Origin of the sequence: Streptomyces sp. NPDC052236 (assembly GCF_044548015.1) — a bacterium.
In the GTDB taxonomy this organism is placed as follows: Bacteria; Actinomycetota; Actinomycetes; order Streptomycetales; family Streptomycetaceae; genus Streptomyces.
This window is the reverse complement of the sequence record NZ_JBIUBL010000042.1, coordinates 34011-55265: the sequence shown is the minus strand read 5'-3', so window position 1 is coordinate 55265 and position 21255 is coordinate 34011. Positions and strand designations below refer to the sequence as shown.

Here is a 21255-nt window from a genome sequence, read left to right as displayed (position 1 = left end):
CCCGCCGCCACGGCGTGACCACAGCCCGGAACCGGGCTCCACCACGCCACGACGTGCCATCAGACACCTATCCACCCAACAACGTGACAGCGCCCGTTGGACGGTCAACGGACGGGAGAAGTCGGAGTCCTTCCTCACCAAGGGGCTTGCGGAGCGCTCCCCGCGAAGGCGGGGATGAACCACCGGTGGTGTCGGCGGAATGAGGAGTGCACGGCGCATGCTCCCCCGCGGGCATGGGGAGCAGCGGCTGGAACGCATCGCGTGCTCATACCCGTGTTGCCCGGATCAGCCGGGGCTCTGCCTCTGGGTGGTTCTGTGGCGCGGGGAGGGCCTGCGGCAGGGTTTGTACGCGCTGGCGGGCTTCAGGCGGGGAGTTGCCAGTTCGGTCCGTCCGGGTTGCCGAGCCAGACGGTTTGTGTCTCGTCGGTGACTGTCATGCCGAAGGCGGTCTGGTCGGGTGATCCGGCTGTCTGCCATGTGGTGAGGGCGTCTTCGACTTGGTCCCACAGGCGCAGTGGTCCGTGCTGGTGGACTTCGCCGGAGTTGGTCCATGCCTGGGACCCGGTGGCCACGTCGGCGAGGACGACGTCGCCCTTGTCGCCCGAGTTCCAGAATTCGGCGGACGGTGCGGCAAGCTGTGCGAGGAACAGTCCCGTCCAGTTCTGCAGGAGGCCGGGGTCGATGCGGCTGGCGCGGGCGTGTCCGGGGACGCGGTGGAACATGGGCCTGGGCGGGCGTTCGTGGGGGCGGGCGAGCATGTAGGAGATCTTGTCTCCCTCGAAGCGTCCGGTGGCGGTTCCTTCGTCGTCGAGGGTGAGGCGGATGAGGCCGGAGGCGAGCATCCAGCCGCTGAGGGTGGTGGTGATGGTGCCGCCGTCGCGTACCTGCCACAGCCAGTGGCGGGGGATGTGCCGCACCGCGCAGGTGGCTACGACGGCGTCGTACTCGGCTCCGTCGTGGTGGCCTTGCAGTCCGTCGCCGGTGACCAGGGTGGGGGCGTAGCCCGCGGCCCGCAGATGCTCGGCGGCGCTCGTGGCCAGACTGGGGTCGAACTCGACCGAGGTGACGTTCTTCTCCCCCAGGCGGTGGCACAGAACCGCCGTGGAGTAACCGGTGCCGGTGCCGATTTCCAGCACCCTGTCCCCGTCCTTGAGGCCGGCTACCTCAAGGGTGCGCACCACCAGTGAGGGAAGGGTGGAGGACGACGTGGGGTTGCCGACCAACGGAGCGGTGGCGTCGGTTGCATCGGTGCCGTCCACCTGGGTCACCCAGGTGGTGTCGGAGTAGACCAGGCGCAGCCACTCCTCCTTGCCGATATCGGCGCGGCGCACGGGGTCCCAGCTGGGTCCGAGGGGCCGGTAGAGGGCGGTGTCGACGAAGAGCTCCCGGGGGACGGCTTCGACGGCCGCACCCCATGCGGGGTCGGTCAGGGAGCCGCCGCCGCGGATCTGGTCGGCCAGGGCGCGGCGCAGTGCGGCGGTGTCAGCGGTGTCAGCGGTGTCAGCGGTCATACCGGTATCCCAGGGTGCTGGAGTTGGTCTGCGATGGCGGCGGTGATCTGATCCCTTATCTCATGGGGAAACCAGGCCCACTGGCCGTTCGGATTGCACTCGTAAAACCAGTACCGGCCGTCCACATCGAGCCCGAAGTCGAAGGCCGCGAAGACCAGACCGAAAGCATCCAGGTAGGCCCGGACTCCCTTGGCCACGTCCGGCGGGGTCTCGATCAGCGTGTACGACAGCGCTTCGTAGTCCCGGCGCCAGTCCAGCCCCGGCGCCCCGTCGATCCGCACCGCGAACAAGCGCTCGCCCACGGCGGTCATGCGAACGTCAGCGACTTTGTTCACGCGCTGCTGGAACAAATGAATGGTCTGCGCTACGCCCGCGTCGATGCTCAGCGGCTCCACCTCCTCGACCCATACCGTGAGCGCCCGGGAACCATCGCCGTGAAAGTCGGTGTTCCGTAACGGCTTGTAGACCACGGGGCCGTAGTCCTGGGCGAACTGGCGTGCCTGCTCGGTGTCGTTGGTGAGCAGGGTCGGCGGCACGGCCAGCCCGCACCGGGCGGCCGTGGCGAGCTGGGGCGGCTTGTATTCGGCGTCGCGGTTGCGCCAGGGGTGGTTGACGTAGTGCGCCGAGGGAAGCGCTCCCAGGATGCCGCCGAGCCCGTAGCGGGCCTGGTCCACACACCAGTGCGCGTCCTGTGCGGACAAGCCGTCGGGCGCGGCGTAGGGGCTGGGGCGCCGCCAGTAGACCGAACGAATCCGGGCCAGATCTGCGCGCCGGGTCGCGGTGCACAAGTTCCCGTCGAGTTCGTCGCCGCCCAGGCGCGCGGTCACGGCGACGCTGGCGGGAAAGTCGCCGGGATCCAGTCGCACAACGCAGACCCCACGGCTGTTCAACTCCTCGACGACGAGATCAGCGGTCACGTCATCCACCTTCGTAACGACGAGAACAACAGACTCGCGCCGCGCCTCGCCCATCAGTCGGTGTCCGATTCCTGATCGCTCCCTTCATCCGTATTGCCGTCCAGACTGGTCCTCGGCTTGGTCTCACTGCTGGTCCCGGACTTCTTGTGCTTGTCCATCACGGGCACCAGGACGCCGTCCTCACCGAGCCACCGACCCGTCTGCGTCTCAGGGTCAAGCACGATCGTGAGACCAGGCAGCTGCGGTCCACGAGTGAATGGCTTCATGCGCGTCAGTCCCCACGGCGTCACGGCACGGTCGGACATCTCCGCCTCCTCGTCAGCACACTTGGGAATGAGCAGTGTGGCGCTAACCAGCCCGGCCCGGTAGAGGACCCCGGCTGCTATCAGGGAGCACCCACACCCAGCAGGGGCAATCCTTCGGAAACCCACGCGGTGAATGACGCACCCGCAGTCGACCCCAGACGGACAAAGTAGCCACCGCCGCGCGCAGTCGATGCATCCGTTCCTGCGGCTCGGGCGACGCCGACCCGCGTCGGCGCTCCGCAGCGCACAGTCCGGGCGCCAGGTCCGGTTCTGCGGACATCCCGCAGCGTGGGAAGCAGCTGGCGGGTGCCGGCACGCACGAAGGGACCATCCCCGCGGGCGCGAAAAGCAGTCAGCTTGGAGCGCCGCGCGAGGGTGGACAGAGGGCCCATCCCCGCGGGTGCTGGAAGCAGCGAAAAGGAGGGACCCATGCGAACCGTGCCCGGGACCATCCCCGCGAAGGCGGGGGTGACCCAATCCTCACCGAGCACCGTGCCGAGGTACTGCGGTGGTCCCCGCGAAGGGGGGTGAACCGCCCCGTGGCGCCGTGGGCTTGGCTGCCTCGCGCGCCTGGTGCAGCGCGACCCGGGCCAGGTCGACGCCGGACAGTTCCGGCTCGCCGGTCTGCTGCTCGTTGGGGATGTTCGTTTCGGTCATCACGGCCTCCTACCGGCGTCCGATGGTCATCAGCGAGCTGCCGCCTGCCAATTTGCGTACGTGCTGCACCAGTTCAGCGCCGTAGATCCGCTCAGTGGCAGGGCGCCCGAGCGTGTTGAGCGTCATCACCACGTGCGTGGTGTCGCCCACCATGAACTCGCCCCAGGCTGTGGCGCGCAGCTGCGCGAGCTCCTGCTCGCCCGGGCCCTGCGTGCCGTCCGGGGCAGGCGTCGCGTCGCCCAGGTCCTCGTGCTGCTGTGGCTGGGGCGCGAACGCTTCGGCCACCAGGCGGCGAACCGACTCGCTGCGCGGCGGCGTCCAGTCGCCCTCCCACTCCTGGGGGTATTCACGAGTGGGCCTGATCAGGCATGACTCGCCAGCCTGAAGATCGTTTCCCGTGGAGCGGGTGATCGTTCCCCGTCAGGCCGCGGTTAGCCACCGCGTAGACACCAGTCGTCGAGATCGCGGTAGATGTGCGCCATTCGGCACCCCGCCGCGCGCCTTCCCGATCCCCCCGTCGGCGTCCCGGGCGGCCGCCTTCACCTTGTCCAGGCCGCCGCCGCCCTGAGTGGCGGAGGTCTTCAGCTTCCCGAGCAAGGCGTGCAGCTTGTCGGCGCCGCCCTTCATCTTCGTCAGCGCCGGATCAACCTGCCCGGCGGACGATTTGATTCTTCCCAAGGCGCTATTCGCCCCGCCGGAGGAAACCTCCAGCTTTCTGAATTCAGAACTTGCCTGTCCAAGGCCATTCCGGAATCTTCCTAGACTCCCAGTCACGCCGTCGAAGGATTGCTTCAAGCCCATAATTATCCCACTCCGGAGAAGTTTGATCCAACTGGCAGTACAAGGTCACCCAAGGGCCCTGATCAGTTTGTCGATCCTGCTGTGCAACTCGTTTAGCTCTATTCCGGGCTTTTGCATGCCACCCGAAGGGTCAACGGAGACTCGACTACCCTTCGGTTGATTATTGAGTGAAACCTTGCGCTTTTCCGTCTGCTTCTGTAGGTGCTCAATTTTGTCGCCGTAGTCTCGGAGCTTCTTTTCCACCCTTTCTATCGATTTCAGTTGATCAACTGCTCTTTTTTCTATGTCACCTATTCTCTTGGGGAGTTCCGTGAGAAACTTCTCGCGTTCTTCTCTTTTTGATCTCGTTGTCAACGTCTTTGGAGACCTTTTTCCATAGCCACGACTCTTCCTTTGCCCACGGCCAGGTCCTGGTTTGGATACCGCCAATTGATATCCCCTTCTCATCGATCTTCCACACACTGAGGTCAACCTTGATTATCTGGGCTGTCGCAGCCACGAGGGCCAAGCCAAGCTTCAGGCCGTCCAAGGTGTGGTTGATTCCGGTAAGGGATTTCTTGATGTCCTTTGTTTCTGCATGTGTGAAGTAAAGATTTTGGTCGATGTCAAAATCTTGCATCATTTACCTCTGATTCACCTCGGGTTCGAGGAGGTGCTGTTGACGCACGGGTTGGCGTGTGGAAGATTTGGCGTATGAGTGATAGCGAATTCCGTGATCAATCGCATGCAACTGGGCAACCCCAGGATGCGGTGCCTGCCTCGTTTCGGTATGTGCCCGAATCCATCGACGCGCGAGATGATGTGGCATTAGACAGAATACGCCAACGCGTCGCATGGAATATGAAAAGAAAGTCGATCAGGGAGATGGAGGTGAAGGTTGTTTCTGCATTCTCCGCATTCGATCAGAACTCCTATGAAATGGGTATAATGCGCCAAGCGGCACAGTTGATCTGTGCTATTTCTTTCGAATTTGAAAAGTCTTCGTCACTTGCATCTTGGATATTTGGGAGTCCCCCTATCGGGCTGCCTGAAGTTCGCGCCGGCACCACGCAGAATTGGCTGGACGACTGGTTTACACTCACCGACAAGAAGGGTCTTTTCGAGAGGTCGCTCAGGTTTAATCCGCTCCTGGAGGCGCGAAACTCGGACCTCCTGTTCCGTGGGCCCTGTCTCCTTGCGCCGGTCATGCGAAAAATTCATGAAACTGCAAAAAACTCCGCGTTGCCAACCGTCGCGTTCATCGCATTGGATGGCCTTCCTTGCGACGAAGACGAAATTGCAGACATGATCCTCATGACCAGCGGCGAGCCCATCATCTGGATATTTATCGGAGTCGAGTGGGAGAATGATAAGTACGGGTACTACGGAATTCTGGAGGATTTAATCGACACGAAGAGAGGTCGCGAGCTAAACGCTTGCCTCTTCAAGTCCTCTGGGTCGGTCCCGCAGCGCCGACTCGCAAGACGCATAGTGACCGCCATATCTCGTCGGTCAGCATTGCTGATGCCGGGTCACTGAGCTGAATGCTAGGGAGGCTGTGCGTCGCGGCCTTTAGGCGAAGAAGCGGGTGAGCTGGACGGCGCTGGGGTTCTGCGGGGCCGTTTCGGCAACCGGTGCTTCGGCAGGCGGCGCTTCGGCCGCAGCGGGGTCGGCGCCGGGGCGGGGGTGGGCTGGGGGTAGGCCAGCGGTTCGAAGTCCTCGTCGCGGTTGACGGTGGCGAACATCCAGTTGGATTCAGCCAAATGATCGACCGCGGTGGCGAGGAGGTAGTCCGTCACGGACCAGCCCGCTGCCTCGCCGTGGATCTCGTGCAGGGTCGCGCTGTCGCGTGGCAGGTGCTTGACCAGCACCGCGAGCCGGCGGGAGGTGAGCCGGCCCGGTGCCGGTCGAGCAGATCCACGCCGTAGTGGCGGAGCAGGTCCGCCTCGAGGGCCTCGGCGTGTTCGTCGATGAACGCGCCGAGGCTCAGCCTTCCCCCAGGCCGAGCCCGGTCTCCTTGCCGTAAGCCTCCAAGATGGCCGCGATGTCCTGCATCGTCACCTCGTGGCGGTCGAAGCGGTCGAACTGCCGCTCGCCGAGCAGCAGCCGCAGCAGGCCGTTCGCCCAGAGCGGGGCATGCTGGGCCAGGGCCAGGGATTCCACCCATCCGTCGATGCTGGCGTGCAGGGGTGTCCAGCGTTCGGCATGGATCCCGAACTCGCCTCGCGGTCCGATCATGAATCCATAGGCCATGGACACCCGCTCGTCGCCGGCCGAGAACCACCAGCCTTCGGCAGCGGAGCCTTCGGGCGTGTCTGTATCCAGGATTCGCGGGCCGCCTTCGTATGCGGGGGCCGGTGGCAGAGCGATGCCGCCCCAGCGTTGCTGGAATTCCGTGACACGGTCGATCTCGACCACGGGTATCCCGTGCCTCAGCCACTGTTCCCGGTGAGGCTGGACCTCCAGGCCCGGGACGCGAAGCCCGTGCACGCGAACGAAGCGCTGAGCTCTGCGGCTCAGGCCTTCAGGGGCACGAGGAGGCTGCGATGCATGTGTGGTCACGCAGTGTCCACGGCCCGATCGGATGTGTCCCTCTATCCAATCGGGCCCGAAAGAGGCAGGGAAGTCGACGCTCAGGCCGCCGCGACTGCTTCGATCTCCAGCAACCAGGCCCCGTCGTAGATACCCGTGATGATGACGGTCAGAGCGGGGCTGTGGTCGCCCAGGATTTCATGGCGGATCTGGGCGTTGGCCTCCCGGTAGCGCCGGTCGGACAGGAAGACGGTGACCTTCGCCAAATCGCGCACGGTCATGTCCGCTGCTTCCAGCACAGTCAGTACGTTGCGCCAGGCCAGCCGGCACTGACTGTCGAAGTCATCCGGGACGTGCCCGTCGGTGTCCTCCGGGACCTGGCCGCTGATGAACACCAGCCTCGCGGCGTCGGTGACCACAACGCCCTGGCCGTAGGACCGTTGCTGTGGATCGATCGTGGTGATCTGCATGGCAGGCACGATAAGCGGGTCGGTTGTATGAGTCGAATGGGTTTCCACACGGCCACCCCACGCAACCGAGGGTTCGGTGCTCAACAGAACCGGCAACCCGGTGAACCTTCGCGGTCACAGCACTAGGGCCTGTATCGAGTTGTGATCAAGGGGTGGTCCGGGTGAGGTCTTTGATCCAGATCATCGAGGCGCGCAGGTGAAGGCCGGCGAGGTAGCTGTCCGGGGTCTTGTCATACCGAGTGGCGATGCCTCGCCAGGGCGTTGTAGTAGGTGAGCCACTGGAAGATCTCCAGCCTCGCCTGCCGCATCGTCAAGAACAGCTTCCTGTGCATCGTCTCCCTTTTTAGCCCCTGCCAGAAACTCTCGGCCAGGGCGTTGTCATAGCTCGAGCCGACCCTGCCCATGCTCCTGCGGATGCTGTACCGGTCGCAGACCTGGGCGAACGCGGCCGAGGTGTACTGCGATCCGCGGTCCGCGTGGAAGATCACCCCGGCGACATTTCCGCCATGGGCGGCGACCGCGTTCTGGAGCGCGTCGATGACGAGTTCGGCTCGCATGTGCGGGGCCATCGACCAGCCGAGTACTCGGCGGGAACGGATGTCGATGACGCAGGCGAGGTAGAGCCACGTGGCTCCGACCTGCACGTATGTGATGTCTCCGCACCACTTCTCGTCCAGAGCGTCGGCGGTGAAGTCCCTTTGGACCAGGTCCGGTGCCGGTGGCGAGAGACGGTCCGCGATGGTAGTGCGCTTCTTCTTCCGCAGGTGGCGGCCGACGATGCGATGCTTGCGCATCAGGCGCGCGACCCGCTTGCGGTTGACCGTGTGGCCGAAGCCGCGCAGCTCGGCGTGGACCCGCAACGCGCCGCAGTTCTCGCGATGTTCGGCGTGGATCTCGCGGATCTCCGCGACCAGGGCGTCCTCGGCGGCCTGCCGCTCGGCCCGCGCTTCGGCGCCGGCGATCCACCGGTAGTAGCCCGAGCGGGAGACCTCCAGCACCCGGCATATCCGCTTGATGCCGTACATCTCGGCATGGGCGGAGACGAAGTCCCAAGCAGCGGTCTTCACTTCATCTCCCGGGCGAAATAGGCAGCCGCCCGGCGGAGGATCTCCCGCTCCAGCTGCCATTCCTTCTCGTTCTTCAGAAGCCGGGCGTTCTCTGCCCGCAGCCGGGCCAGCTCGCCCTCCATGCCCTGCGAGGCGCTGTCGAGGGCCGGACTGCCGTCGGCGTCACGCACCCAGGTGCGGAGCGTCTCGGGGTTCACGTTCAGATCGACCGCGACGTCATTGAACGTCCGCCTGCCCGCCGAGGCCCGCCACAACGCGATCGCGTCGGACCGGAACTCCGCACTGTACTTCGAGGGCCGTGCCATGTGGATCTACACCTTCCTGGACCATCAAGATCCATTGTCAGGTGTGTCCACGCCACGGGGATCACCTCAGGCAGCGCCGGCGGCGCAGCCGTAGCCGCCGGCGGAGCTGGTCAAGGATCCGCTTGAGTGCGCCGGCCTTTGCCCAGCGAGCGAAGTATCCGAACACGGTGCGCCACGGGATGCCGAAGTCGGCGGGCAGCGCGCGCCATTTCGCCCCGTTGTCGGTGATGTAGCGGATGGCGTCGACCACGCGGCGCCGAGGCCATTTCTCCGGAGCGCCCCCCTTGGGAGTCTGGCAGGCGGGAGTCGGGAGGAGCGCTTTGAGCAGGGCCCATTCGAGGTCGCTGGTGTCGGAGGGGTAGCGGTAGCGGGGCAGCAACATGACGGTGCCGGGCCGCGACCGGTGGATGGGGCCAACTGCGGGACGGCCGCGGCCCGTTGCCTCTCGTGCTCCGGTTCACTCCAGGCTGGCCAGCAGCTGAAGGGTGGACTCAATCGCACCCATCTGCGCCATGACCGTGCGGATGTAGGGATCGTTCGGGGTCTTCTTCTGGTGCGGGACAAGGGTCCCGGCGATGAAGTTCTCCACCCGGTGGTGGACGGCCTCGAAGAACGCCCGCTCGTAGCCGATCCACACCTCCGGCGCATCGTCCAGCATCCGGTATCCCCATCGTTTGTCCCAGGTCACGGGCGGAAGGCCCTTCGCCGCAGCGACCTTGCGCAGATGAGCAAGCCCGGTATGGACCTGCGCGCGGGTGCGCTCAGTAGGGTCGGGGACTGGAAACGGAGCGGCAGCCACCGCGCCAGTCCCGACCCTACTATGTTCCGGTTTCTGAACCTGGGTGCCATGATCGGGCGCACGTACTTCGGTACGGGCACCCGGTTTTTTGTTCCCTGTGTCCAGCTCGCGGGTGATGCGGGTCAGGCCGTCGTCACGCGATGAACGTCAAGAGTTCTCCACGCTCAGGTTCTTGAAAATGTTGTTCTATCGCCTGCCGAACCCGTTCAGGTGCGACGCCTGCGATGTCGCGAAGGACATGCTTCCGTCGCTCCGATCCAGTGCGTGCCATGACGTAGACCAGCATGCTGATCCATCTGCTGTTCGCGCGCACCAGACCAACCGCGTGAGTCAAGAGCCATTCGGGGTCGTGGTCGCTGAAGGTCAATGGAGTATGGCTGGGGCCGACGCCGGTGAGTGCGAGTTCCTTGGCCACCTCAAGCGCCGTCCGGTCGGCCGGGTTGCCGTTTTCGTCGGTGACCATGAGGCGGCGGTGCAGTAGCAGCGCCGCATGGTTGAGCAATGGGGATGAAGGCCGCTTCGGATCCGGGGTGGCGGTGAGCCACTTCTGACGGGCAGCCACCGATCCGGCCACCTCTTCGACACCCACAGCTTCTCGTTCGTTGCAGAAGAAATGGTACGCACCTTTTACGAGGCGCGGATTCTCGGCACTCAACAGACCGGCGACGGCGCGGCTCACAAGCGCGCGCTCGATGCCGAGGAGGCGGTAAAGCCGGGTGATCCACGCCGCGTTCAGCTCAACACCCGGCGGCTCGAAGGGCGGATCCAGGATCGCGTCGGCGGCCAGCGTGTCCCAGTCGGTGGCAGTGTCGAGCCGCACGCCGTCCAGTGTGGCGGGGAGTGTGAAATCCGGGTGTCCTGCGCAGCCCCACTCCGTGAGAGCCATCGGGTACAGGTCGTCCGACTCCCCACCTATCCGATAGGTCCCCCCCAGATCCTGCTGCCGGCACGCGCAGGCGTAGTGTCGGCGCTCCCCGTCTGCTGGCACCTCGGAACGCACCGGCTCGCCGCAGCGTTCGCAGCGCAGGTTGTTGCAGCCCACGGCGGCAGTCCAGCCGAACTCGAACGGCTCGGGTGGCAGCCAGTAGCGCGTTCCCACAAGCTCCGGAAACCGACGGCAGAACCTGGTCACGGTTTGGCCGCCGTGGTGCCCGGGGTCGGCTCGTCGGGGAACCTGCCGTTCTTGCCGCAGGCTCGCAATGTGGCCTCGTTGAGCGGTTTGACGTTCCGATAGATTTTCTGCCCCCGCGTGAAGTCACACCCGAATGGCTCGGCCGCGACCATGACCTCGATCAGGGTGTGGTGTTGCGCCCCGACCAGGAACGCGATGCACGCGAGGCGGGTGGAATATGTCTCCGCGCCGAGCGCCTCGGCCGCGCTCATCATCGTATTGGTCGTGCCGGACGGCCCGGCGCCGAGCGGGAGGCCGGACTGGAGCTGTTCCCGAACCCATTCGTTGTGTTCCACGATCATCCAGGTCTTCGCACCCGCGACCCACCGTAGTGGCTTGCTTCTGTCCCATTCCGGGGCGAGCTCTTTGTGCATCCGCACCTGGCGAGCGCTGAACCTGAAGCCGGTCTGCTCAAGCGTGAGGCCGAGTTCGCGGCTCTCGCCTTCGGGCCGCTTCTTCCTCGCCGGGTCTTGATGTTTCTCGACGGCGCCGCCCGGTGGAAGCGGCGCGATTGCGCGCGTTACCTGGCGTTGCGGTATATCGCTTTCCGGGTCCAGTCCTTGAGCTCGCATCTCCCCGCGTCGAGCCTCCAGGAAAACCATGTTCAAGTTGGACTGTACGATGTATTGCTCGATCTCGGCTTCCGCGTCTTGGTCCATCAGATCCTTGGCAAGGATGTTGGTGAAGAACTCCACGATATGAACAAACCGCTCGGTAAGGGTGCCCTTATCGAAGACGGCCATCACATCGGTGACCTTCTTCCCAACGTAGCCCGACTTCTTGAAATCGTCCTGGCCGATCTTCGTGAGGATCTCGGCCAGCATCGCATCGGCAGGATCCGGGGCGGTACCCGTCTTTTTGCCTACCTTCGCCCGAAGAATGTAGGCCTTGCGGTCCCATTCACGGCCCACCTTTGCCTGGATGTAGGTCTTCGCCTTCCTCGCCATGGTGGCCAAGGCGGAGTTGGAGGCCCGGTGTGTCGCCGCCTTCGCCGCGAGCTTGCGTTCGAATTCCTTGGCGTCGGCGGTGAAGTTGGGATTGGCGCCCGTCGACTGGTCGCCTTCCGTCCTCGCGTCCGAGTCGCGTGTTCCCTCCGGGTTGATCCGGCCGTACACCGTCCAGTGGTCGCCCTTGGCGACGGGCCGAAGCACGTCCAAGCCGTAGCGGACCCGGATCACCGCGAGCAGCGGTGTCAGGATCTTCCCGGCCACCGGGCGCCCTCGGAACCTATTGACCGCTGCCACCCCTGCCGCCAAGGCGGAGGAAAGCCGCTTACGTTGCCCGACCGGACTGTCGTCGCCACCGCGCAGCCTCGCCTTGGCGCGGGCCAACAAAGGCTTGCGTGGCTTCTTCGGTCCGGGCTTCTTCTTGGTCTTTGGCTTGGGTTTGATTTTGGCCCAGAGTTTTTTGACGAGGCCGGTGATTTTGTCGATGACCCAGTCGATGGCGCGGTTTACAGGGCGGGCGAGTTGCTGGAAGATCTGGCGGACTTTGCCCGCGATGCCGCCGATGCCCAGGATCGCTGCGAGGGCGCCGATGAGGACTGGGATGGCGCGGGCCAGGGCTTGTTCGACCATGGCGGGGACGCCGGCGGCGCCGCGGGCGATGGCGATGACGGCGTCGAGGACGGCGTTGACGAAGTCGATGATCTGGCGTGCCTGGGTGACGATGAACCGGACGATGTCGATGATCATCTTGCAGGCGCGGATGAACGCCGATGCGGGGTTGAGCAGGGACAGGATCCAGGTGATGCCCGCGATGACGATGGTCGGGGTGAGGTATTTGATCAGCCGGTCGACCAGGTCCTTCTTCAGGTCGCCCACACGGCTCTTGAGGTCCTCCCAGGCGCCGGCGACGCCTTGGCGTTTGACCGCGGCGACCAGCGGCACCGCGGTCTCGGCGGCGGTCAGGGCCTGTTCGGGGACCTTGCGTGCGAGGCGGGAGCGGATGTTTGCCCAGCTGATCCCGAGCAGGGAGGCGATCATGAGCAGGATTCCGCGGATGTCGAACTTGGCGGGGATCCGCACCCCGGCGGAGGAGCCGGTGCCCAGCAGCCAGGTCAGCACGCCCTGCTGCATGTGTTTGCCGATGTTCTTCATGAACAGTTTCAGTCCGCCGCCCACGGCGGTGACCAGCTTGCCCAGGAACCCGATCGGGTCGGTCAGGATCATCCCGATCGCCTGTACTGCCTTGCGCAACACGCCCATCAGCAGGTCTTTGAGCTCCATGATGGCCTGGATGGCGCCGGCGATGGCGTCCTTGGCCTTGGAGACCAGCCCCTTGTTCTTCTCCTTCTCCGCGGCGATTTCCTGGTCGACTTCCTTGACCGCGTCGGTATAGCGGGTGGCGAGGGTGTCGACGAGTTCGGTGCCCTTGTCGTTGACGGTGTCGCGCAGCTCGTCGAACCTGTCCGCGAACTCTCCCGCCGCCTGCTGCCCGATGGCCTGGAGGTCTTTGGGCAGCTTGTCCACCGCTGCCGTGAGTTCCTTGCGGCCGGTGGCGATGCGGTCTTTGGCGCGGCGCAGTTCGCGTTCCACGGTGCCGGCGATGTTGGTGATCACCTGCCGCATCGCGGTGAGGTAGTTGGCCTTGGCCCGCTCGTAGATGCGGTTGGCTTCCTCGGGCAGGTCGGCGAACAGGTCCTTGACCCAGCGGGCCTTCCCCGTAACCCCGGAGTAGCGCCGGTCCTTGTAGTCCTCCATCCCCTGGGTGTGCTCGCGGGTGAACTTCTCGCGGGCCAGCTTCTCTTCCCGGGTGAAGTCGGTGTCGACCGTGGTGTCCAGGTCGGTCAGGATCTTTTCGACATCGGCTTTGGTCTTGTCGAACACCTTCTGTAGCAACGCGGTGACCGTGGCCCGCTTCTCCTCGTCGCTGCCCTTGGCCCGCGTTTTGCCCGCGGTCACCTGCTGCCCGGCCGCGATCCGCGTACCGGCCATCGACGTCATGGCCGGTGGCCCGATCGCGGCCGCGTTGTTCTTGACGGACTTGAGTTCCTGGGCCTCGGCCCCGCGCAACGCGCGGGGGGCTGTCGCCGAGTGCTTGTCCATCGTCTTCTTGTCGGCGAGTGCGGCCTTGAACGTCGGCTCGTTGGATTTGGCCAGCTGCTGTTCGGTGACCTTTGCCTGGGACATCTGCTGGTTGACCTGGTCGGGTCCGGCGGACATGTCGGTGGCCGAGGCGGGCAGTGTGTCGGGCACCGCCTGGTTCGCGTTGGGCCCGGCGGGTTTGCCCGGGGGTCGGTCCGGTGCCATCGCCACCACGGTTTTGGCGTCGGGCGCGGGCTGGGGTACTTGGGCGGTGGTGTCGGCGATTGCCTGCGCCGAGGTCTGTTTGCCTTCGCCGACCTTGCCCTGGACTTCTTGTTTGACCTCCTCCGCCTTGCCCGAGTCGCCGAAATGGTCGGCCTCGTCAAGGTTCTTGGGAGCACGGTCGGCGATGGCCTTCTCCACCGCCGCGACGAAGGTCTCTTTGTTGAACTCCTTGGGCTGCGCGGCGTCCATGTCCTCGGCATGCGCCGCCTTGCCCCGCGCCTCCTGGTCATCGGCGGGCGGGACCGCCGCCGCCTGCGCCGCCACCGCCTCCGTGCGGGCGGGCGGATGAGTGGTGCCCACCACCCGCTTCTTGGCGGCCACATCCTTCTTCAACGCCTGAAACTTCGGATCGGCCCCCGGCGACCGACGCCCGCCTGCCTCCGCTTTGCCCTTGCCCTTGGTCTTCTCAGGCTGCTGCTCAGCAGGCTGCTCCGCCCGGCCCTGCTTCTCCACTTCGGGGGCGGGTGCGGCCGGCGCCTTCGCCTTGACCGCACCCGGCCCAGGCGCCGCTGCTGTGGGTCCTTTCGCGCCAGGCACCACCGGCCCCCGAGGCGCGGCGACGGCACCACTCGCGACCGCCGCGTTGCCCACTGTCCCCTGCCCGGCCAGGCCCTGCATGGCCAAGAACCCCTGCCCAGGTAACCCCGGCACACCCGGCACACCCGGCAGACCCGGCGGCAGGCTGTTCAGGGTCGCCGTCGTCGCCGCGTTTCCTGCCAGGGGAAGCACCATGTTCGCCTCTTGGTGCCGCCGCGTGTCCTTCACCGGTAGCGCCATCGCCAGAGCGGGGGGAGATGACAGTGGTCTGGGAGCTTTCGCTGGCAACGGCATCCGACGCTCGCCCTCCTGTCGCCAGGCAGCAACACACAACGTCCGAAGCAGGATGGCATCCGGCGCACCTCTACCGCGTGATCGAGGCGTCACAACCGCGTCACCGGCGGCAGCCTTCAGACCGTGTCCTATGTGGTGAAGCGTTCGATGGACTCGACCTCCTCAGGGGCGATACGCACTCTGCCGCGCTTGCCCCGCCACAGGGCTCGGGCCTCGGCGTTGCGATTGCACGTACCAGACGTCGCTCGCAGGCGACGCCATTCAGCGCCTGATCGACGCGGCCACCACATCCACAGAGACCACCATGGCCGGCCATCCGGAAGACATCCGGCAGCAATGAGTGATGTGCATCGTGAAGTCGCACGTCACGGGTGTGGTGTGAATGACGAGTTGGGCACTCGCGGTCGGCGGCCCATGACCATGGCGTAGGTCATCCGGCAGGATCGGCTCCGGCGGGAAGCCAGGTTGGGCTGCGCCCATGACCGGCCCCCGCCTACGATCCGTCTGCAGGCTGACACGCCATGAGAACGCGGGAGGGCGCGGGGATGCAGGAGCGGCAGTGGATCACCGCCCGCCGGAGCGAACTGGACGCCCTCGCCGAGCAGTTGAACAAGCAGCTTCAGGAGGTCCAGGTCTAGCGGGATGAGTGCTCCCCGCGAAGGCGGGGGTGAACCGTGGATCCTGTCCGCGCAGTCCCGTACCGGCGAGTGCTCCCCGCGAAGGCGGGGGTAAACCGGGATGTGACACTTCGTCAGGCGGGAAGGCGGCGTGCTCCCCGCGGGCGTGGGGAGTAACGGCTGGAGCGCTGTCGCGTGCTCCAGGTGGTGGGGCTCATCCCCCGCGTCGCCTGGATCGGTCGGCGCTCTGCCTCTCAGTGGTTCTGTGGGGCGGCGAGGGCCTGCGGCGGGGTTTGTACGCGGTGGTGATCCTGCTGGCTTATTCGGTCAGAACCCGTCTTTGAACCGCCGAGCCGTCCGCGTCCGTCACGGCCTCACGGCCAGCGGGGCTGCTTCCTGACGTGCCTTGGAAAAAGTTGCGGGCCACTGTCGATCCGGCCACGTCCCGTTCGACGTCATGATGTGCGGCGCCTCGCCACACGATGACGCGACAGGACCTGACGAGGAAACACGTGGATCAACTGCTGAGAGTCATGAACTTCAACGTCTCGAGTGACGGTATCGGTGCCGGTGAGCACCAGAGTCTCGAGCGGCCGTTCGGCCACGACCATCCCGAGAGGCTGTTCGCCTGGGCCGGAGCCACGGCGAGCTGGCCCATGCGCACGGATCCCGGCGGGAGCCGGGGCCTCGACGACTACTTCACGCGAGACTTCGCACGCAACATCGGTGCCGAAATCATGGGCCGCAACAAGTTCGGGCCCCAGCGCGGTCCCTGGCAGGACCATGAGTGGCGCGGCTGGTGGGGGGAGGAGCCCCCGTTCCGCACGCCGGTGTTCGTCATGACCCACCACGAGCGTCCGTCGTTCACGCTCTCCGACACCACGTTCCACTTCGTCGACGGCGGCTCGGCCTCGGTCCTCGAACGGGCGCGGGAAGCGGCGCAGGGCAAGGATGTCCGACTCGGTGGCGGGGTCACCACCATCCGGCAGTTCCTTGATGCTGACCTCGTCGACACCATGCATGTGGCGGTCTCGCCGGTAAAGCTCGGGTCCGGACTACGGCTGTGGGAGTCCCCTGATGAGCTGCTGGACCGGTTCCACCTGGAGGTCGTGCCCAGCCCGAGCGGCGTGACGCACCACCTGTTCTGGCGAAGGTGACGCCAGGGCCCACTCGGGTCGGCTGAAAAGGCTGGCCGGCACTCAACGAGGACCAGCCGTTCAGCTGATTCGCCCTGATCAAGGGTTCAAAGACGGGTTCTCACGCGGCGAGGGAGAGGTCGAGGCGGGCTAGGTGGCTGACGCGGGTGCGGTCGAGCGGGTGGCCGTTCCACCAGGCATCGAGGCGAATGAGGTTGAGCGCAACGGCGGAGAAGACGTGCTCCAGGTGGGTCTTCTGGAGACCGAGGTAGCGGGCACGTCTCATCCCGGTGACCGCGACGGCCTGGTGGATGGTTCCCTCGATGCCTGCGCGGGTTGCGTACTTGGCTCGCCACTGCTCGTCGCCCTGCTGGAGGCGGGCATGGTCGAGGACTTCTTGCGGCACTGCCGCAGTAAATGCGTACACCTCGCCTGCGACGGCCGGAGAAACCGCTGCAGGTCGTGGTGATCACGGTAGGGGCTCCGCCGCAGTAAATCCGGCATTTACTGCGGCGGCAAGCTGCGTCGGAGCCACGGACCGCTGACCAGGGGTTCCTACTCGCTATTGCCTGTTCCGGCCGCACTCCCGCCGCCCTCCTACTGAGGACAACGATGAGTTCGCCACCTTGCGTGGGCGCGCGGCCGTGGTCGTCGGCCGACCGCTGATGCTCAGTCCTGCGTGGAGATGCAGAAGGGGTGGCCTGCGGGGTCCAGCAGGACCCTCCGCTGATCGGGGTGCGGTTGGACAGGGGGTTCCATGGCGCCCAGTGCCAGCATCCGTGCGTGGGCGGCGTCCAGATCGTCGACGCCCAGTTCCATGTGAGCCTGCTTGCCCTGGGACGGGTCCGGCCAGGTCGGACGCCGGTAGTCGGCCACCCGGATGAAGCCCAGTCCAGGTGAACCCTCCCGGCCGAGCAGGATGAAGTCGTCGCTGGAGTAGACGACGGGCAAGCCGAGCGCGTCGCCGTAGAAGCGGGCCAGCTCGGCGGGGTCCGGGCAATCGAAGTCGACGGACAGCAAGCGGATTGCGGGTCCGGATGTGGGTTCGGTACTCATGGGGAGGACGCTATGACGGAACCAGGACAGTTCCGGTCCTGGTCATGGGGAACACTTCGGGATGTGATCAGCACCTCCGCCCGCCTGCTGCGACTGGTCTCGCTGCTGTCCACTCGACCGACGTGGACCTGCCGCGAGCTGGCCGAGCGAATGGCGGTCACCGACCGCACGGTCCGGCGGGACATCGCCCGGCTGAGGGAACTCGGCTACGGCATCGAGTCCGACCCCGGACCCTGGGGCGGCTACCGCCTCGGCGGTGGCACCCGAGTGCCACCGCTGATCCTCGACGACGAGGAGGCGCTTGCCGTGGCCGTCGCGCTGCGAGAGGCCGCGCTCAGCGGCGTCCTGGGCAGCGACCAGGCCGCGCTGTCGGCGCTGTTGAAACTACGGCAGGTCCTACCGCCCCGAATCGCGGACCGGCTGGGGGAGATGGATGCGACCTTCGTACACACTCCCAGGCCCGAGGGACGTCAGATCTCGCCCGGCGTGCTGCTGGAACTGGCCGCCGCCTGCCGTCGTGGCGAGCGCACCCGTCTTTCGTACCGCGACCATGCGGGGAAGGCCACTGTTCGGGACATCGACCCCTACCGCCTGGTACACACAGGCCGCCGCTGGTACTTCGTCGCCCGGGACGTGGCCCGGGACCAGTGGCGGACATTCCGGGCCGACCGGGTGGTACAGGTACAGCCGACCGGACATACCGTCGAACTCGTCGACCCGCCCGACCCGGCGCTCCTCGTCTCTCGATCCATCGCGGGCGTCGTGTACCCGCTCTATGTCACAGTCCGGCTAGCGCACCCCATGGACCAGGCGCTACGGCTGGTCCCGCCCACGATCGGCACCCATCACCCGGACGGCCCCGATGCCACCATCGTCGAAATCGGCGGCAGCAACGCCGACCAGCTCGCCACATACCTCCTCAGCCTGGGCACCACGCTACGGATCCTGTCACCGGACCACGTACGGGAGGCGCTGCTGCGCCGTACCCGAGACCTGTTCGAGGACAATGGGGGCGGTCAGCCCCGGTAGCGGGCGTTGCGCGGGACAGAAGGGTGCCCTTTCCGAGTGGTCTCCCCGAGGCTCCCCGCCCGTACGGGCCCGTGAATCGGTTCCACTTCGACCCGTTGGGGTCCTCCATCGTGCAGTCCTTCATGGGTGGGGTGCCCAGTGCCGTGCCGTCACGGTGGGACATCGAGGTAGAGGGGACGACTGTTGTCTTCCCAGCGGAGGACCTGAGGGTCGGGCTGTCTGAGGACATGGTGGCGTTCGTGGCCGTGACCGAACATCCGTTGTCAGGGACGCTGACGGTGCCCTGGACAGCCACGGCTACGAACATGGACGGAACCGCTCAAGGAACCCTGTCCCTGCCGATCGCCCCAAAGCGGTCGTTGTTCGCTCTAATCGCGGACGTGGACGGCACCGAGGACGGCTACCAAGACGAGGACTGAGCTTTGCCTCGAACCTGATGGACAGCCGCTGGCCGCCTGCTGGCGTACTCCCGCACTGCCAGCAGGTGGGCCGGGCGGCGCAGTTGCTGCAGGGCACTGTCACGTTGGCTGATGGCGTGGGATGATCTTCTGGTTGATCGGGCTGGAGGGGTCATCGTTCGTGGAGAGTGCGCCGCCGTCGTATAGGGGGTACCGACACCCGGCGGAGGTCATCGCGCACTGCGTGTGGCTGTACCACCGGTTCCCGCTGAGCTTCCGCGAGGTCGAGGAGTTGATGCTCGCCCGCGGCATCGCCGTCTCCTACGAGGCGGTGCGGCAGTGGTGTGCGAAGTTCGGCCCGGCCTACGCCGCCGGCCTGCGGCGCCGCCAACCTCGCCCGGGGGACAAGTGGCACCTGGACGAGGTCTTCGTCAAGATCGACGGCGAGCGGCGGTACCTGTGGCGGGCGGTGGACCAGGACGGCAACGTCCTGGACATCCTGGTGCAGAGCAGGCGGGACGCCAAGTCCGCGAAGCGGTTCTTCCGCAAGATTGTGAAGAGGTAGTGCCGAATGCCGCGGGTGCTGGTGACCGACCAGCTGCGCGGCTACGGGGTGGCGCACCGCGAGCTGATGCCCTCGGTGGAGCACCGGCAGTCCCGGTACCTGAACAACCGGGCGGAGAACTCCCACCAGCCCACCCGGCAACGCGAACGCGCTATGAAAGGCTTCCGCTCACCCGGTGCGGCTCAGGGTGAACCGGAGCTCTAGTACTCCAGCCGCCCGGTGAAACCCGCAGGTCAGACTCCGAAATCCTGCTGGAGCATTAGGGCCTGTATCGAGTTGTGATCAAGGGGTGGTCCGGGCGAGGTCTTTGATCCAGATCATCGAGGCGCGCAGGTGAAGGCCGGCGAGGTAGCTGTCCGGGGTCTTGTCATACCGAGTGGCGATGCCTCGCCAGGCCTTGAGCTTGTTGATCAGCCGCTCGACGGTGTTCCGCTCCTTGCAGAGGTCTGCGTCATGGCTGACGGGCCGACCGCCCCTGGAGCCCTTCTTCTTCCGGTTGGCAGCTTGGTCCTTCTTCTCGGGGATGACTGCCTTGATACGGCGTTTGCGCAGGTGGGCCCGGTTGCTGCGGGACGAGTAGGCCTTGTCCCCAGCGACCGCGTCCGGGCGGGTGCGGGGGCGGCCGACGGGCCCGCGGACCCGTATCTTCTTGAGCACGGGGATGAACTGCGGGCTGTCCCGCGGCCTGTCCCGCGGTCAGGACGAACGCCGGCGGGCGGCACTTTCGGTCGGCGACCAGGTGGACCTTGCTGGTCTGCCCACCCCTCGACCGACCGAGCAGGGCGGCCTTCAGCCGGAGTTTCCACCGACGCCGGATGCGTCGTCGCTCTTCCCACTCGGGATCATCTTTGGTGTCCTGCCCGATTTGTTCGTCGCAGCCGCCCCCTTTGACCTGGCCTTCTCCTCCTCTGCGGCAGCCTTCTCCAGGGCGGTGAGGACGTCCTGGTCCAGGTGCATCCCGGCAGCGTCGTGATGGGCCCGCGCGGTGGTGGAGTCGATACTGACCAGGGACAGGTCCACCTCGCCCCGCTTCGCGGCCTGCGCGATCAGCCCCTCCAGCAGTGCCTCGAAGACGCCCGCGTCACGCCACTGCCGGAAGCGGTTGTGGACGGTCGACCAGGCACCGAACTCCCGCGGCATCTCCCGCCACTGCCCGCCCGTCCTGAACCGCCAGATCACACCCTCGAACTGCTGCCGCAGCCGCTCGGGGTACGGGCCGTACTCGCCGATCGGCAGGTACGGCCCGATGAACTCCCACTCCGCATCCGTCAGTTGCACTCGCGTCACACAAGAAGATCTACCGGTCCAGGCCCCGCCGCGAGGGCGATTCCCACAAATTGATCACGACTCGATACAGGCCCTAGATGCCGGTCGACCACGTTGTCTCGCACGCCATAGCGCCAGTCAACTATCTGACCTGGGCGGACCCCCAGCGCGAGCCAGTGTCCGGTCCGCGTGGCGACCTCTTGGCCCAAGATCACCAGCAGATCGTCGCCGATGTGCTGGCTCCAGGCGCCATGCGTCTCGGCAGTGTTGTGCTCCGTGGTCGCAAGGAAGTCAAGTCCTGCCGCACGGGCACCTGCCACAAGCTGTGCCGGCGTCAGCTCGCCGCTGTCTGAGGGCACCGAATGCACATGGCAGTCACCTCGGTACCAACCACGCCCGCGATCGGCCACCCGCGTCGGCGGGAACTGAGACACCTGAAAACCTCTTCCCGCTTTGTCACCCGTATCCATTCCAGCAGCCTAGTTCTGCCAGCGGGCACCTTGGCCACGCGTCCACCACCAGAAGCCGTAAC

At 65.9% G+C, this 21255-nt stretch carries 19 protein-coding genes and 5 pseudogenes; 5 read left to right on the top strand and 19 right to left on the bottom strand.

What is annotated here, in order from left to right; translation table 11 throughout:
• Positions 1-362: 362 nt before the first annotated feature.
• The 7 genes from tgmC to ACIHCQ_RS41140 all read right to left on the bottom strand — a co-directional run bounded on the left by tgmC (position 363) and on the right by ACIHCQ_RS41140 (position 4813).
• The gene (gene tgmC, locus ACIHCQ_RS41170; RefSeq protein ID WP_399674123.1) at positions 363-1511 is read right to left on the bottom strand and encodes an ATP-grasp peptide maturase system methyltransferase; all 1149 of its coding nucleotides are present in this window, start codon (positions 1509-1511) and stop codon (positions 363-365) included.
• A complete protein-coding gene (tgmB, locus tag ACIHCQ_RS41165; RefSeq protein ID WP_399674122.1) occupies positions 1508-2482 on the bottom strand; it encodes an ATP-grasp ribosomal peptide maturase in 975 nt (324 codons plus the stop codon). Before tgmB ends, tgmC begins: the two co-directional genes overlap by 4 nt.
• Complete coding sequence (gene tgmA / locus ACIHCQ_RS41160; RefSeq protein WP_399674121.1) at positions 2482-2733, bottom strand: putative ATP-grasp-modified RiPP; 252 nt, start codon at positions 2731-2733, stop codon at positions 2482-2484. Before tgmA ends, tgmB begins: the two co-directional genes overlap by 1 nt.
• 480 nt (positions 2734-3213) lie before the next feature.
• Positions 3214-3390, bottom strand: a complete 177-nt coding sequence (locus ACIHCQ_RS41155) for a hypothetical protein (RefSeq protein WP_399674120.1) — start codon at positions 3388-3390, stop codon at positions 3214-3216.
• 9 nt (positions 3391-3399) lie between these two features.
• The gene (locus ACIHCQ_RS41150) at positions 3400-3675 is read right to left on the bottom strand and encodes a hypothetical protein (RefSeq protein WP_399674119.1); all 276 of its coding nucleotides are present in this window, start codon (positions 3673-3675) and stop codon (positions 3400-3402) included.
• Positions 3676-3810: 135 nt separating this feature from the next.
• A complete protein-coding gene (locus tag ACIHCQ_RS41145) occupies positions 3811-4185 on the bottom strand; it encodes a hypothetical protein (RefSeq protein WP_399674118.1) in 375 nt (124 codons plus the stop codon).
• Between the two features lie 292 nt (positions 4186-4477).
• On the bottom strand, positions 4478-4813 hold the full coding sequence (locus ACIHCQ_RS41140) for a hypothetical protein (RefSeq protein WP_399674117.1): 336 nt from the start codon (positions 4811-4813) through the stop codon (positions 4478-4480).
• A 71-nt stretch (positions 4814-4884) separates the two neighbouring features.
• Between ACIHCQ_RS41140 and ACIHCQ_RS41135 the strand changes: the two genes are divergently transcribed.
• Complete coding sequence (locus ACIHCQ_RS41135; protein ID WP_399674116.1) at positions 4885-5709, top strand: VWA domain-containing protein; 825 nt, start codon at positions 4885-4887, stop codon at positions 5707-5709.
• A gap of 33 nt (positions 5710-5742) precedes the next feature.
• On the opposite strand, the pseudogene ACIHCQ_RS41130 reads toward ACIHCQ_RS41135, so the two are convergent.
• The 8 genes and pseudogenes from ACIHCQ_RS41130 to ACIHCQ_RS41095 form a co-directional block, all read right to left on the bottom strand.
• Positions 5743-6091, bottom strand: a pseudogene (locus ACIHCQ_RS41130) (hypothetical protein).
• 65 nt (positions 6092-6156) lie between these two features.
• Entirely contained in the window at positions 6157-6588 is a 432-nt protein-coding gene (locus tag ACIHCQ_RS41125; protein ID WP_399674124.1) for a hypothetical protein, read from the bottom strand.
• A 215-nt stretch (positions 6589-6803) separates the two neighbouring features.
• Positions 6804-7172: a RidA family protein gene (locus ACIHCQ_RS41120; RefSeq protein WP_399674115.1), complete on the bottom strand. Its 369-nt coding sequence runs from the start codon at positions 7170-7172 to the stop codon at positions 6804-6806.
• A 245-nt stretch (positions 7173-7417) separates the two neighbouring features.
• Positions 7418-8544, bottom strand: a pseudogene (locus tag ACIHCQ_RS41115) (IS3 family transposase); the annotation flags it as partial.
• Between the two features lie 88 nt (positions 8545-8632).
• Positions 8633-8926: pseudogene (locus ACIHCQ_RS41110) on the bottom strand (transposase); the annotation flags it as partial.
• Between the two features lie 75 nt (positions 8927-9001).
• Positions 9002-9202, bottom strand: coding sequence for a hypothetical protein (locus tag ACIHCQ_RS41105; RefSeq protein WP_399674114.1), 201 nt, complete (start codon positions 9200-9202; stop codon positions 9002-9004).
• Positions 9203-9476: 274 nt separating this feature from the next.
• The gene (locus tag ACIHCQ_RS41100) at positions 9477-10163 is read right to left on the bottom strand and encodes a hypothetical protein (RefSeq protein WP_399674113.1); all 687 of its coding nucleotides are present in this window, start codon (positions 10161-10163) and stop codon (positions 9477-9479) included.
• Positions 10164-10471: 308 nt separating this feature from the next.
• Complete coding sequence (locus ACIHCQ_RS41095; protein WP_399674112.1) at positions 10472-14557, bottom strand: HPC2 multi-domain protein; 4086 nt, start codon at positions 14555-14557, stop codon at positions 10472-10474.
• A gap of 1228 nt (positions 14558-15785) precedes the next feature.
• Between ACIHCQ_RS41095 and ACIHCQ_RS41090 the strand changes: the two genes are divergently transcribed.
• Positions 15786-16430: a dihydrofolate reductase family protein gene (locus tag ACIHCQ_RS41090; protein WP_399674111.1), complete on the top strand. Its 645-nt coding sequence runs from the start codon at positions 15786-15788 to the stop codon at positions 16428-16430.
• Between the two features lie 100 nt (positions 16431-16530).
• Here the strand turns inward: ACIHCQ_RS41090 and ACIHCQ_RS41085 are convergent, their stop codons facing one another.
• Positions 16531-16815 carry a transposase gene (locus tag ACIHCQ_RS41085; protein ID WP_399674110.1) on the bottom strand — a complete coding sequence of 95 codons (285 nt, stop codon included), beginning with the start codon at positions 16813-16815 and terminating at the stop codon, positions 16531-16533.
• A gap of 263 nt (positions 16816-17078) precedes the next feature.
• Positions 17079-17465: a VOC family protein gene (locus ACIHCQ_RS41080; protein WP_267720470.1), complete on the bottom strand. Its 387-nt coding sequence runs from the start codon at positions 17463-17465 to the stop codon at positions 17079-17081.
• 63 nt (positions 17466-17528) lie between these two features.
• Here ACIHCQ_RS41080 and ACIHCQ_RS41075 point away from each other — a divergent pair, with 63 nt between their 5' ends.
• From ACIHCQ_RS41075 to ACIHCQ_RS41065, 3 genes and pseudogenes are all read left to right on the top strand, one after another.
• Entirely contained in the window at positions 17529-18494 is a 966-nt protein-coding gene (locus ACIHCQ_RS41075) for a helix-turn-helix transcriptional regulator (protein ID WP_399674109.1), read from the top strand.
• A 110-nt stretch (positions 18495-18604) separates the two neighbouring features.
• Positions 18605-18913: a hypothetical protein gene (locus ACIHCQ_RS41070; RefSeq protein ID WP_399674108.1), complete on the top strand. Its 309-nt coding sequence runs from the start codon at positions 18605-18607 to the stop codon at positions 18911-18913.
• A 121-nt stretch (positions 18914-19034) separates the two neighbouring features.
• Positions 19035-19643 (top strand): annotated as a pseudogene (locus tag ACIHCQ_RS41065) (IS6 family transposase); the annotation flags it as partial.
• 96 nt (positions 19644-19739) lie between these two features.
• On the opposite strand, the pseudogene ACIHCQ_RS41060 reads toward ACIHCQ_RS41065, so the two are convergent.
• Together ACIHCQ_RS41060 and ACIHCQ_RS41055 are read right to left on the bottom strand one after the other, a co-directional pair.
• Positions 19740-20744 (bottom strand): annotated as a pseudogene (locus ACIHCQ_RS41060) (IS5 family transposase).
• Positions 20741-21193, bottom strand: coding sequence for a CehA/McbA family metallohydrolase (locus ACIHCQ_RS41055; protein ID WP_399674107.1), 453 nt, complete (start codon positions 21191-21193; stop codon positions 20741-20743). Before ACIHCQ_RS41055 ends, ACIHCQ_RS41060 begins: the two are co-directional and overlap by 4 nt.
• Positions 21194-21255 lie beyond the last annotated feature (62 nt).